At 62.1% G+C, this 12397-nt stretch carries 13 protein-coding genes and 1 tRNA gene; 7 read left to right on the plus strand and 7 right to left on the minus strand.

All coding sequences use genetic code 11. The features are described 5' to 3' along the window. Nucleotides 1-26: 26 nt before the first annotated feature. Complete coding sequence (locus tag AC02Y0_RS09455) at nucleotides 27-1016, plus strand: alpha/beta hydrolase (RefSeq protein WP_476383631.1); 990 nt, start codon at nucleotides 27-29, stop codon at nucleotides 1014-1016. On the opposite strand, the gene ilvA is transcribed toward AC02Y0_RS09455, so the two are convergent. Further along, nucleotides 1009-2223, minus strand: a complete 1215-nt coding sequence (gene ilvA, locus AC02Y0_RS09460) for a threonine ammonia-lyase (RefSeq protein ID WP_476384003.1) — start codon at nucleotides 2221-2223, stop codon at nucleotides 1009-1011. The two genes, AC02Y0_RS09455 and ilvA, sit on opposite strands and share 8 nt — an antisense overlap. A 132-nt stretch (nucleotides 2224-2355) precedes the next feature. On the opposite strand from ilvA, the gene AC02Y0_RS09465 reads away from it, so the two are divergent. Both AC02Y0_RS09465 and AC02Y0_RS09470 read left to right on the plus strand, forming a co-directional pair. Further along, a complete protein-coding gene (locus AC02Y0_RS09465; RefSeq protein ID WP_476383632.1) occupies nucleotides 2356-3810 on the plus strand; it encodes a TrkH family potassium uptake protein in 1455 nt (484 codons plus the stop codon). A gap of 95 nt (nucleotides 3811-3905) precedes the next feature. Next, nucleotides 3906-4505 carry a hypothetical protein gene (locus AC02Y0_RS09470; RefSeq protein WP_476383634.1) on the plus strand — a complete coding sequence of 200 codons (600 nt, stop codon included), beginning with the start codon at nucleotides 3906-3908 and terminating at the stop codon, nucleotides 4503-4505. A 30-nt stretch (nucleotides 4506-4535) separates the two neighbouring features. On the opposite strand, the gene AC02Y0_RS09475 is transcribed toward AC02Y0_RS09470, so the two are convergent. The 3 genes from AC02Y0_RS09475 to AC02Y0_RS09485 form a co-directional block, all read right to left on the minus strand. After that, nucleotides 4536-5354, minus strand: a complete 819-nt coding sequence (locus AC02Y0_RS09475; protein WP_476383635.1) for an ABC transporter permease — start codon at nucleotides 5352-5354, stop codon at nucleotides 4536-4538. Continuing rightward, complete coding sequence (locus AC02Y0_RS09480; RefSeq protein WP_476383636.1) at nucleotides 5351-6139, minus strand: ABC transporter ATP-binding protein; 789 nt, start codon at nucleotides 6137-6139, stop codon at nucleotides 5351-5353. Before AC02Y0_RS09480 ends, AC02Y0_RS09475 begins: the two co-directional genes overlap by 4 nt. A 160-nt stretch (nucleotides 6140-6299) precedes the next feature. Further along, nucleotides 6300-7334 (minus strand): ABC transporter substrate-binding protein, encoded by a 1035-nt coding sequence (locus AC02Y0_RS09485; RefSeq protein WP_476383637.1) that lies wholly within the window; start codon nucleotides 7332-7334, stop codon nucleotides 6300-6302. Here AC02Y0_RS09485 and AC02Y0_RS09490 point away from each other — a divergent pair. Next, nucleotides 7333-8508, plus strand: coding sequence for a bifunctional helix-turn-helix transcriptional regulator/GNAT family N-acetyltransferase (locus AC02Y0_RS09490; protein WP_476383638.1), 1176 nt, complete (start codon nucleotides 7333-7335; stop codon nucleotides 8506-8508). The two genes, AC02Y0_RS09485 and AC02Y0_RS09490, sit on opposite strands and share 2 nt — an antisense overlap. 5 nt (nucleotides 8509-8513) lie before the next feature. Here AC02Y0_RS09490 and AC02Y0_RS09495 read toward each other — a convergent pair. The 3 genes from AC02Y0_RS09495 to wrbA form a co-directional block, all read right to left on the minus strand. Continuing rightward, nucleotides 8514-8598, minus strand: a tRNA-Leu gene (locus AC02Y0_RS09495). Between the two features lie 81 nt (nucleotides 8599-8679). Further along, nucleotides 8680-8943, minus strand: coding sequence for a PilZ domain-containing protein (locus AC02Y0_RS09500; RefSeq protein ID WP_476383639.1), 264 nt, complete (start codon nucleotides 8941-8943; stop codon nucleotides 8680-8682). Between the two features lie 166 nt (nucleotides 8944-9109). Continuing rightward, nucleotides 9110-9706 carry an NAD(P)H:quinone oxidoreductase gene (gene wrbA, locus AC02Y0_RS09505; RefSeq protein WP_102020337.1) on the minus strand — a complete coding sequence of 199 codons (597 nt, stop codon included), beginning with the start codon at nucleotides 9704-9706 and terminating at the stop codon, nucleotides 9110-9112. A gap of 195 nt (nucleotides 9707-9901) precedes the next feature. Here wrbA and AC02Y0_RS09510 point away from each other — a divergent pair, with 195 nt between their 5' ends. The 3 genes from AC02Y0_RS09510 to gpt all read left to right on the plus strand — a co-directional run bounded on the left by AC02Y0_RS09510 (nucleotide 9902) and on the right by gpt (nucleotide 12352). Next, complete coding sequence (locus AC02Y0_RS09510) at nucleotides 9902-10687, plus strand: competence/damage-inducible protein A (protein WP_476383640.1); 786 nt, start codon at nucleotides 9902-9904, stop codon at nucleotides 10685-10687. 101 nt (nucleotides 10688-10788) lie between these two features. After that, nucleotides 10789-11631, plus strand: coding sequence for a universal stress protein (locus AC02Y0_RS09515; protein WP_476383641.1), 843 nt, complete (start codon nucleotides 10789-10791; stop codon nucleotides 11629-11631). Nucleotides 11632-11854: 223 nt separating this feature from the next. Next, nucleotides 11855-12352, plus strand: a complete 498-nt coding sequence (gpt, locus tag AC02Y0_RS09520; RefSeq protein ID WP_006728625.1) for a xanthine phosphoribosyltransferase — start codon at nucleotides 11855-11857, stop codon at nucleotides 12350-12352. Nucleotides 12353-12397 lie beyond the last annotated feature (45 nt).

Below are 12397 nucleotides of genomic sequence, written 5' to 3' on the forward strand. Positions count from 1 at the left end.
GGCGGCTGAGACCCGGGGTTGAGGGAATGCGGAGCATCATGGGCCTATCGCTTGTTGTCATCGCCGTCGTGATCGTGGCGCTTGTCATGCTCTATCGCTGGCCGCCGACGCTAGCCCTGGAACGGGAGGCGACGATTTCCGCCGAGACTTCGCTGGAAGCCATTGAAACCATCATTTCCGATCAAGAGAAAACCGTGGGTGCCTTGAGGACAGGCCTCGCCAAGCAGATCGTCTGGGCTGACCCGGCCAATCGCCAGCGGACACCGATCTCGGTTGTTTATGTGCACGGCTTCTCCGCCTCGCCCGCCGAGGTACGCCCCCTACCCGATCTCGTGGCCAAGGCCCTCGGTGCCAATCTCTTCTTCACGCGGCTTGCCGGTCATGGCCTCGCAGATCCGGATGCCCTGGGCCTTGCGACGATCAAGGACTGGGCCCATGACATCGGCGAGGCTCTGGCAATCGGACGCTTGCTGGGCGATCAGGTGGTGGTGATCTCGACCTCGACAGGCGCTTCGCTGGTCACCTGGGCACTTGCCCGCCCCGCGCTTGCTGACCAGGTCACGGCCTCCGTCTTCCTGTCACCGAATTACGGCGTTCAGGCCTCCGGCAGCTTCCTGCTCACCGGTCCGTTCGGCGCGCAGCTCGCAAGGTTGATCATCGGCTACCGCACCGGCTTCCAGCCGATCAGCCCGCTCAACGCACACAACTGGACGACCGATTATCCGGTGACGGCGCTCATTCCCATGGCGCAATCCGTGCGGCTCGCGACCCATACGCCGGTCGAAGAGATCCGCATTCCCGCCCTCTTCCTTCAATCGGCGGCAGACAAGGTCGTACGGCCAGACCGGACGGCGGCCATTGCAGCCCGCTGGGGCGGTCCGCATCGGCTCGTCGATCCCGGCCCGACCGGCGACGCCAACAATCACGTCATTGCCGGCGACACCTATTCGCCTCAAACTACCGAACCGATCGCGCAGACGATCCTCGACTGGCTGGGCGAACAGGGAATCAGATGATCAGATTGGCAAGGATTTCGTTTTCGGTGATGTCCTCGAAGCCGAGGCCCGCCTGATCGAAACGATCGAAGAGTTCGGCGAAGTTTTCGCGCTTGCCTGTTTCGATGCCGATCAGGATGGAACCGAAGTTGCGGGCCGATTTCTTCAAATACTCGAAGCGGGCGATATCGTCCTCGGGTCCGAGCAGATTGAGGAAGTCGCGCAGCGCGCCGGGGCGCTGCGGCAGGCGCAGGATGAAGTACTTCTTCAGTCCCGCGTACCGCATGGCGCGTTCCTTGACGTCGGGCAGCCGCTCGAAGTCGAAATTGCCGCCGGAAACGACTGCAACGATCGTCCGCCCGCTCAAGGCCACGCGGGGCAGAAGATCAAGGGCTGCAAGCGCCAGCGCACCCGCCGGCTCCAGCACCACGCCCTCGACATTCAGCATGTCGGTCATGGTGACGCAGATCGCGTTTTCCGGGACGATCAGCACCTGATCCGGCCGGAAGCCCTTGAGGGCTTCGAAATTGTAGTCGCCGATCCGGGCAACGGCGGCACCATCGACGAAATTGTCGACCTTGGCCAGCGTCACCACCTTGCCGGCTTCCAGGCTCTTCTTCAGGCTCGGCGCGCCTGACGGTTCGCAGAAGATCATCGCCTCGGGCGAGACCCGGTCGGCCATATAGCCGGTCATGCCGGACGAGAGCCCGCCGCCACCGACCGGCATAACCACGAGATCGGGCGTCACACCTTCCGGCAATTGCTGCATCACCTCGGCGGCCACCGTCGCCTGGCCCTCGATGATATCGGGATGATCGAAAGGCGGCACCATATAGCCGCCGATCGCCTCGACATGCTCGCGAGCGGCCGCATAGCACTGGTCAAAGATGTCGCCGACGAGCCGGATCGTGATGAATTCGCCGCCGAAGATGCGGGTCTTGTCGATCTTCTGCTGCGGCGTCGTCACCGGCATGAAAACCACGCCCTGCACGCCGAAATGCCGGCAGACATAGGCAAAACCCTGGGCGTGATTGCCGGCAGAGGCGCAGACGAAGGTGGTGCCGGAGGGGCTGTCGCCGACGATCTTGCGGAAGAAATTGAAGGCGCCGCGAATCTTGTAGGAGCGAACCGGCGTCAGATCCTCGCGCTTCAGATAGACATTGGCGCCATAGCGCGCGCTTAAATGTTCATTGAGCTGCAGAGGCGTCTCGGGAAAGAGGCCGCGCATCGCCTCCAGCGCTTCGTCGACTTGACTGGGGCTCACGTCGCCCTCCGTTGAATTTTGGACCAAGCCCCGCTATGGCATACACATCGGGCAGAGACAAAGCCTCTTTGCGATGCAACAGACGGAAGTCATTCCTTGAATACCAATCTGCTCCGCTCCGTCGTCTACATCGCCGCTCTCTGCGGGCTTTATCTGTCCACCGCGATGCTCATCCCGGCGATGGTCAGCCTCTATTATGGCGACGACGCGTGGTCGGCCTTCACGATTTCGGCTGCGATGATTGGCGGCCTGTCGCTGACGGCCGCGATGGCGACGCGCGGCGCGCCGCCCGCCTTCACCAAGCGCATGGGCTTCCTTCTGGTCAATGTGCTCTGGGCCGTCTTTTCGGTGGTCGGCGCGATCCCGCTCTATCTCTCCGATCTTGGCCTCACCTTTGCCCAGTCGCTGTTCGAGGCCATCTCCGGCATCACCACGACAGGCTCGACGGTCATCTCCAACCTGCATCAGGTGTCGCCCGGGATCTTGATGTGGCGCGCTTTGCTCGCCTGGCTCGGCGGTATCGGGATCGTCGCGCTCGGCCTGTTCGTTCTGCCGTTCCTGCGGGTCGGCGGCGTCTCCTTCTTCAAGATGGAATCGTCTGACATCGCCGACAAGCCGTTCGCGCGGATCGCCACCTTCACCCGCGCCTTCATTGCCGTCTATCTGGGGATCACGCTTGCCTGCACGGTTGCCTATGACGTGACGGCCATGGGCCATTTCGATGCGATCGTGCACGCCTTCACCACCGTTGCGACCGCCGGTTTCGGCAACTACGACAATTCCTTCGCGGCGTTCGACAGCCTGCCGCTGCTCTGGGTGTCCACCTTCTTCATGACGCTGTGCAGCCTGCCCTTCTCGATCCTGATCGTGCTTCTGGTGCGCGGTCGCCTGGATGCCCTCCGGGATCCGCAGATCTTCATCTTCCTCGGCTATCTCATCGCCTTCGCCGTTGCCGGCGGGCTCTACAATCACCTGCGCAACGGCGTGGATCTGCCCGTCGCGCTCACCCATTCCTTCTTCAACTTCGCCTCGATCCTGTCGACGACGGGTTATGCGAGCGAGGACTACACGCTCTGGGGACCGTTTGCGGTCGCCGCCGCCTTCTTCGCCACCTTCATGGGCGGCTGCTCCGGCTCGACCGCCGGCGGCATCAAGGCCTACCGATTCGTCATCCTCTTCAACATCATCGTGACCGGCCTGAAGAAGCTCATCTATCCCAACGCCGTCTATTCCGTGCGCTATGGCAGCCAGACGGTCGATGCCGATGCGCAGCGCGCCGTCTTCCTGTTCTTCAGCGCCTATGTCTTCATCTGGGCGATCGGATCGATGGCGATGGGGCTCGCCGGCTATGAATTTGCGACAGCGACGTCCTCGGTGATCACGGCCCTTTCGAATGTCGGCCCGGGCATCGGCCCGCTGATCGGACCGGTCGGCAATTTCGCCATGATGAATGACCCGGAACTCTACATCCTGTCGCTCGCCATGCTGCTTGGACGTCTCGAGGTGCTGACCGTAATCGTGCTCTTGGTGCCGATGTTCTGGCGGTCCTAAACCTCCGCCCTTCGTGATGCAGGTTTCCCGCGCCGCCGCTTGACGCGCCCTGTCGCTTCTTCCCACACTCCCGTCATCAAACACGGGAGAATCACGTGACGCTGAAATACACCGGACCGTCCCGTCACTTCACCGCTGCCCTGCTAGGCTCCCTGCTGATTGCAGCACCGGCCACGTCAGGGCCGCTTCTCGATGCAGCAATCGAGGCGGAAAAGCTGGCCGCACAGAACGATGCGCGCGGTGCATTCGAGGCGATCCGCTCGGGGCTCGCCGCTTTCTCCCAGTCGCTGCCGCTCACAGTCCCCCGGGCGATCTTCGTCACCGAAGTGCCCAAGGCCTACCGGGCCTACACACCGAAGGCAGAACCCGTCTTCCTCTCGGGCGAAAAGCTGATCACCTATGTCGAGGTGACCGGTCTCAAATGGCAACCGGCCGACGGCAACCAGCGCCAGTCGCATTTCACCGTCGATCTGGAACTCACCGATGACGAGGGCAAGACGCTGGCACTGCAGAAGGAATTCGGCAATTTCACCTTCACCGCCCATTCGGATGCGGTCGAGGTCTACACCCACCTCACCCTCGATGTTGATGGCGCCAAGCCCGGCGGCTATGTGTTGCGGTATACCGTCAACGACGTGATCGCCGAGCGCTCGACACCGTTCGAGCTGCCCTTCACGCTGAAAGACAAGAGCTGAACGCCGCCGTCGGGCGTTCAGCAGATCCAATCAGTTGGCCATGGTCGAGCGATGCGCCCAGCCGGTCATGCGCTTCTCGATCCAGGCCATCAGCGCGTACATCGCAATGCCCTCGATCGCGAGCATCATGAGGCCTGCAAAGACCAGCGGCACGTTGAACTGGCTCTGGGCCGAGCTCATCATGTTGCCAAGGCCGTAATTCGACGCCACCGTCTCCGACACCACCGAGCCGACAAAGGCCAAGGTGATCGCAATCTTCAGCGAACCGAAGAAATAAGGCATCGAGCGGGGAATGCCGACCTTGAGCATGATGTCCATCTTGCGGGCACCCAGCGCCCGCAGCACATCCTCGGTCTCCGGCTCGATCGTGGCGAGGCCCGTTGCGACATTGACGACGATCGGGAAGAAGGAAATCAGGAAAGCCGTCAGCACCGCCGGCACCGTGCCAATGCCGAACCAGATGACCAAGATCGGCACCAGCGCCACCTTGGGGATGGCATTGAAGCCGATCATCAGCGGGTAGAGCCCGGCATAGATGGTCTTCGACCAGCCGATGAAGAGGCCGAGGCCGAGCCCCGCGACGACCGCAATCAGGAAGCCGAGCGTCGTCGTATAGAGCGTCTGCAGCGAGTTCTTCCAGATCGGCGACCAGTATTGCACGATCGCCTCGAACACCCTTGTCGGTGCCGGCAGCAGCGTCTGCGGCAGGGCAAAGACGATGACAGACAGTTCCCAGATGATGAAGAGGCCGAGCGTGTAGAGAAAGGGAGCCGCCCGGACCCAGTTGATCCGCTGCGATAGCGGCTTCGTCGCGGGCTTCGTGACCGTGGTTTCCATCGTCATGGTCATGCCGCCACCCTCGCCTTTGCGATCTCGCCATGCAGGACATGCACCATGTCGTTGAAGGCATTGTCATAGGTCAGTTCGATGTCGCGCGGTCGGGCAAAGGGCACCGTGTGCTCCTTCACGACCTTGCCCGGACGCGCACTCATCACGAAAATCCGGTCGGCGAGAAAGACCGCCTCGCGCAAGTCGTGCGTCACGAGCACGATGGTCACGCCTTGGGCTGCATGCAGGTCGCGGATGACGCACCAGAGCTCCTCGCGGGTGAAGGCATCGAGAGCGCCGAAGGGCTCGTCGAGCATCAGGAGTTCCGGCTCGTGGATGAGCGCCCGGCAGAGATTGGCGCGCTGCTGCATGCCGCCGGAGAGCTGCCAGGGAAACTTCGAACCAACCCCTTTGAGGCCGACGATCTCCAGCAGGTTTTCCGCCTTCTCGATGTATTCCTTTTTATTCGCCCGCAGCCGGTGACGATGGCGCTCGACGATCTCGAGCGGCAGGAGGATATTCTCGAGCGTGGTGCGCCAGGGCAGCATGGTCGGGTTCTGGAAGGCCATGCCAACAATCGAGACCGGCTTGGTCACCTGCTGGCCAGCGACGATGACGACGCCCGATTGCGGGATATGCAGCCCCGTCACCAGCTTCATCAGGGTCGACTTGCCGCAACCCGACGGCCCGACCACGGCTGAAAACTCGCCCTTGTCGACGCGCATGGTTAGGCCGGACACGGCAAGCGTTCCGTCCGCGCCGCCATAGCGCATGTCGACATTGTCGATGGAAACGAGGTGGGACATGGGGGCTCCTTTAAGCTTCCTCTTCTCCCCAGCGGGGAGAAGTGCCGAGCGCATGCGAGGCGATGAGGGGGCGACACTGCACAAGGCTTGCCAGCGTCGTTGCTTCGCCCCCTCATCCGGCGCTACGCGCCACCTTCTCCCCGCTGGGGAGAAGGAGAGATTAAGGCAACATCCGCTCTTCCTTGGCCGGCAGGAAGCTGGCGTCGAAGACCTGCTCGGCCTTGACGTTGCCCCTCAGCCCCATCGACACCTTGAGCGTCTCGATCGAGGCGGAGAGCCGCGCCATATCGACGGTGCCCATGCCGTTTTCGACCACGTAAGGCGTCTTGATGTTCATGGCATTGGCCATGTCGAGACGTTCCTTCTCGATGTCAGGATTGAGCGTCTCGTTGCGCTTCAACACGGCGGCCACGCCCTCTTCCGGATTGGCAACCGCATCGGCAAAGCCCTTGGCCAGCGCCTTGAGGAAGCCCTTGACGGCCTCGGGGTTCTCGGTGGCGAAATCGGTGTTCACCAGCACGCTGTTGCCGTAGAGGTTCAGGCCATTGTCGGCCATCAGGATGGTCGAGATGTCGTCGGCGGCAATGCCTTGCGCCTTGAGGTTCAGGATCACCGAGAAGGCGAAGCCGAAGACGGCATCGACATCACCCTTGGCGAGCATCGGCTCGCGCACGGGAAAGCCGATCGATTCGATGGTGATCTTGCTGTCATCGATGCCGGCGGCCTGCTTGAAGGCCGGCCACTGGGCGAAGGCGCCATCCGGCGGCGGCGCGCCGAGCTTCTTGCCTTCGAGCGACTTCGGATCTTCCGTCACGCCGAGCGACTTGCGGCCGACGACCGAGAAAGTCGGCTTTTCATAGACCATCATCACGGCCTTGACCTTCTGGGTCGGATCCTCGTCAAGGAACTTGATGACGGAATTGATGTCGCCGAAACCCATCTGGTAGGCGCCGGTCGCCACACGCGGAATCGCCTCGACCGAGCCATTGCCGCTGTCGATCGTCACATCCAGGCCCTCGGCCTTGAAATACCCCTTGTCGAGCGCGAGCAGGAAGCCGGCTGCCGGGCCCTCGAACTTCCAGTCGAGGGTAAACTTGATGGCGGTCTCGGCATGCGCCTGGGTCACCGGCAGCGTGACGCCGGCCATCAGGCCGGCAGCGAGAACGGCCGCCGAAAAGAGACGTCTTGAGATCATGGATTTAGCTCCCCTTGTTTTTGATGGAGGCCATCAAAGCAGGAATCGCGGAGGCCGCAAAGCGGAAAATGCTCAAACTTTCGTCATGCATGAATTTGCATTATTTTTAAGCGGTGACGGCAAATCAACATCACGACCGACCTCTTGCCCCACGGCTTGCGTCGGGATATTGGTTGCAAGATGCAACCATATGGATCCGGCGATGACCCTTCCCGAGACCGAACTCGACGCCATTCGCGCCCATTCACGGCGGCTCGTCCGCAGGCTCGGCTTCCTGAAGTCCGACCTCGCCGAGAGCGGATTGCCCGCGTCCTGCGTCCATGCCCTGATCGAAATCGGAACGCGGTCAGACCTGTCTGCACGTGATCTCAAGGAGATCCTCGGATTGGACAAATCGAGCGTCAGCCGACTGCTCGGCAAATTGCTTGCCGCCGGCCTGATCACGGAAACACCTTCCCCTGAGGATGCCCGCAGCAAGCATCTGTCACTGACAACAGACGGGACAGAAAAGCTCGCCGCGATAGAGGCCTTTGCCCGGAGCCAGGTGAGTGCGGCGCTGGCGGGTTTAAGCGCCGGGCAGCAGCGCGTCGTGCGAAACGGTCTTGAACTCTATGCCGACGCCCTGGGCGGCATTCAAAATCCACCGCAGGAGCCTGCAGCAAAACTCCGCATTCAATCCGGCTGGCAACCCGGATTGCTCGGCAGCTGCATTGAAATGCATGGTCGCCACTACAACAAGAGCAGCGGGTTCGGCTGCGCTTTCGAAGCGATCGTCGCCGGCGGACTGGCCGAATTTGCCACCCGCCTCGACCGACCGGTGAATGAAATCTGGGCGGGGCACATCGACGAGCGCATTGCCGGCACGATCGCAATCGACGGCGAGGACCTGAACGGGACGGCATCACAAGGCCGCAAACCACAGCTCGCCCATCTGCGCCTGTTCATCGTCGATCCCTCGGCCCGCGGCAGCGGCCTTGGCAAGGCCTTGCTCAGCGAGGCCCTTGATTTCGTTGACACGCAGGCGTTCGACGAGACCCATCTCTGGACCTTCAAGGGGCTCGATGTGGCGCGGCGAATGTATGAAGCCTCCGGCTTCCAGCTCGCCGAGGAGCGCCCGGGTAGCCAGTGGGGCACGCCCGTGCTCGAACAGCGATTCGTTAGAAAGAAACTCTGAGACGTTGGTGCGGACGGCGGGGATCGAACCCGCATGACCTAGGCCGAGAGATTTTAAGTCTCTTGCGTCTACCAGTTTCGCCACGTCCGCGCGGGCCCTGTTTCGATCAGTTCGGCGGACGCGTCAAGGGCGGGCAGCGCCATCGACGCCCTGCCCCGTGCAATCGATCACTCAGCTGGCGAGCACATCGAGGAATTCCACGCCGATCTCCCGAGGGTTGCGCCATTTCACCGCGCAGTCGTGCGTTGTGCCGTCTTCGAAGCGGAGGCGGAACTGGGGTGGAATGTCGGCGGTCGATTCGAAGGTGACCTTGGCACCGATGGGCGAGAGATTGCGAATCATGCAGTCGAAGGTGGAGTGGCCGCCGGCAAGGATGGCGCGGCCGGCTTTCAGGGCTCTGAGACGGGGATGGCGACGACGTTCTGGTTGGGTCATGTCCTTGCATCCGGTTATAATTCACAACCAACAGCATGCATCACAAGGTTGAAACGATCCTTGCGAAGACATCACGCATTTTAACCATCTCTTCTTCGCGGCTCTTCGCGCATGAAAAAAGGCGGAGCCTGCGCCCCGCCTTTGACGATCGTCAATTCTGTCTTGATCAGGCGAGCTTGGCAGCGAGCTTTGCCACATGGGCGCCCTGGTAGCGAGCACCTTCGAGTTCGATCTCGGAAGGCTGGCGCGAGCCGTCGCCGGCCGTGATCGTGGAAGCGCCGTAGGGCGAGTTGCCCATGACTTCGCTCACACCCATCTGGCCCTGGAAGGCGTAAGGCAGGCCGGCATAGAGCATGCCGTGATGCAGGAAGGTCGGGATGAAGCCCATGATCGTGGTTTCCTGGCCGCCATGCTGAGTGGCGGTCGAGGTAAACATCGAGCCGAGCTTGCCGGTCAGCTTGCCCTGCGCCCAGAGGCCGCCGGTCTGATCCCAGAAATTGCGCATCTGCGAGGCAACCGTGCCGTAACGGGTGCCGGCGCCAACGATGATGGCGTCATACTGGTCGAGCTCGGACGGGTCGGCGATCGGGGCCTGCTGGTCCATCTTGTAGTAAGAAGCCTTGGCCACATCATCGGGCACCAGTTCCGGAACGCGCTTGACGGTGACGTCGGCACCAGCAGACTTTGCGCCTTCCGCAACGGCGTAAGCCATCGTTTCGATGTGACCGTAAGCGGAATAGTAGAGAACCAGTACCTTGGCCATGTCGTATCTCCCTTTGAACATGCGGACCCGCCGCGCTGAATGGATGAGCCAGATGTAGCGCATTCCACGGTTGCGACCAGTCACGCCCTCGGGAACGCAGTGTTCAATCAAACACCGCCTTTACTTCTCTTCCCGGACACAAAACGGTAACCTCTAAGCCTTCAACCGCCTGCCCCATCCCATAGGACCTCATCCATGACCTCCACGATCAAGACCGCCGCGATGCTCGCCATCGGCGACGAACTCCTGTCCGGCCGCACCAAAGACAAGAATATCGGCCATCTCGCCGATCTCCTGACGGTTGCCGGCATCGATCTGAAAGAGGTGCGCATCGTCTCCGACGAGGAGGATGCGATCGTCGAGGCGCTGAATGCGCTTCGCGCCAAATACACTTACGTCTTCACATCGGGCGGCATCGGCCCGACCCATGACGACATCACGGCGGATGCCGTGTCCAAGGCTTTCAACGTTCCCTGCCTGCATGATCCCGCCGCCATGAAGCTGCTCGGCGACATGTATGCCGGACGCGGGCTGGAATTCACCGAGGCGCGCCAGCGCATGGCGCGCATGCCGGAAGGCAGCCGCCACATCCCGAACCCGGTCTCGACAGCGCCGGGCTTCATCATCGGCAATGTGCATGTGATGGCGGGCGTGCCGCAGGTCTTCCAGGCGATGATGGCGCATGTGATCGACACACTCCCGGCCGGCCAGCGGGTGCTGTCGCGCTCCATCCCCTGCCCCTTCGGCGAAGGCGATATCGGAACGGCGCTCGGCGCGATCCAGAAGGCGCATCCGGAGACCTCGATTGGCTCCTATCCGCATTTCGACGGCATCCGATTCTCTACCGAGCTGATCGTCAGGGCGCGCGACCAGGCGGTGGTCGATGCGGCAGCAGCCGATGTCGAGGCGATGATCGAGGCCTTGCGGTCCGAGAAGGATGCGGCCGCCAAGCGCGATCTCGGCACCGGCGAAGTCGCCTGAGCCACTTCTCCCGGCTTGACCTCGGTCAAGGCGGAACATCGTACCGGAACCCATAGTTATCTCATGCGGACAATACATAAGGGCCGCGAGAGGAGACGACCATGGGTTACCGGACACTTCTTTCCATATTGGACACCCCGAAAACCACGCGCCAGGTGACGGATTTCACCGTCGCCATCGCCAACCAGTTCCAGTCGCATGTGATCGGCGCACATGCGGAAGCCGTCGCCATGGTGCCGCTCGTCGCACCGATGGAGATCCCGGACCCTGCGACCGTACAGGCACTGCAGGACATGGCGCATCAGGAAACCGAAAGCGTCGAGAAGATCTTTCGCGAGATCGGCACCCGCGAGGGGCTCTCGCATGAGTGGCGCAGCTTCGTCACCTCTTCCGGCTTCAACTCGGCCTCGCTGATCGACAGCGCCCGCAGCGTTGATCTAGTCATTGCCGCCCAGGGCGAAACCGGCATGCTGTCGGAGACCCGTTCCGAACTTGAGAGCTTCCTGTTCGAAAGCGGGCGGCCGGTGCTGCTGATCCCGCATATCCTGAAAGAACCAAAGCCGATCCGCCGGGTGCTCGTTGCCTGGAATGGCTCGCGAGAGGCGGCCCGCGCCACATTCGATGCGCTTCCGTTCCTTAAAGCTGCCGAAGTGGTCGAGATCTTCACCGTCGATGCGTCCGACACCGCCACCCAGACCGGCTCCATGGCCGGGGCCGAGATCGCCACTTCGCTTGCCCGCCACGGCATCAATGTCACGCTGACCGCGTCGGAAAAGACCGGCCTTGCACCGGCCATCGCCATCGAAAACCGTCTGTCGGACAGCTCCATCGACCTCCTCGTCATGGGCGCCTATGGCAACAAGCGCTGGTGGGAAATGCTGTTCGGCGGCGTCACCCGCACGCTGCTCGATTCGATGACGGCGCTGACGCTTTTGTCGCGCTGATCCAGAGCGAGAGCGGGATGGAACACGGGCCTTGCCAGAGGCTTCGGATTCCCGCTAATAGCAACGGCCAAAGACTGGAGCCCCTCGGGGACGAGCTTCGCGCGGTACATGCCGCGCGAAACGCGTTTCAGGACCGCGCATATGGCGGCCCGCCCAAGGATCCGGTCCATGGCGCCGCAATCCGGCGCGGACGATATCATCCAGCCAGCGGAGCCCTCTTTCCATGTCTCTTCCCGATAAAGCCTTCCCCGTCTCCTGGGACCAGTTCCACCGCGATGCCCGTGCGCTTGCCTGGCGCCTTGCCGGCCTCGGCCAGGAATTCCGCGCCATCGTCTGCATCACTCGCGGCGGTCTCGTGCCGGCGGCGATCATCTCGCGCGAACTCAACATCCGCCTGATCGAGACGGTCTGCGTCGCCTCGTACCATGACTATGTCAACCAGGGCGAAATGAACCTGCTGAAGGGCATTACGGCAGAGCTGATGGTCAATGGCGGCGAAGGCGTGCTCGTGGTCGATGACCTCACCGACACCGGCAAGACCGCACTTGAAGTCCGCCAGATGATGCCGAAGGCGCATTTCGCCTGCGTCTACGCCAAGCCGAAGGGTGTGCCGACCATCGATACCTTCGTCACCGAAGTTTCGCAGGACACCTGGATCTACTTCCCCTGGGACATGGGCTTCACCTATCAGGAGCCGATCGCCAAGGGCTCGAAGGGCTGACAGCCCTCCTCCTCTATAATCAAGAAAGCCCGCGCATTGCCGCGG

It is taken from the genome of Allorhizobium sp. nf9_anc (genome assembly GCF_056323085.1).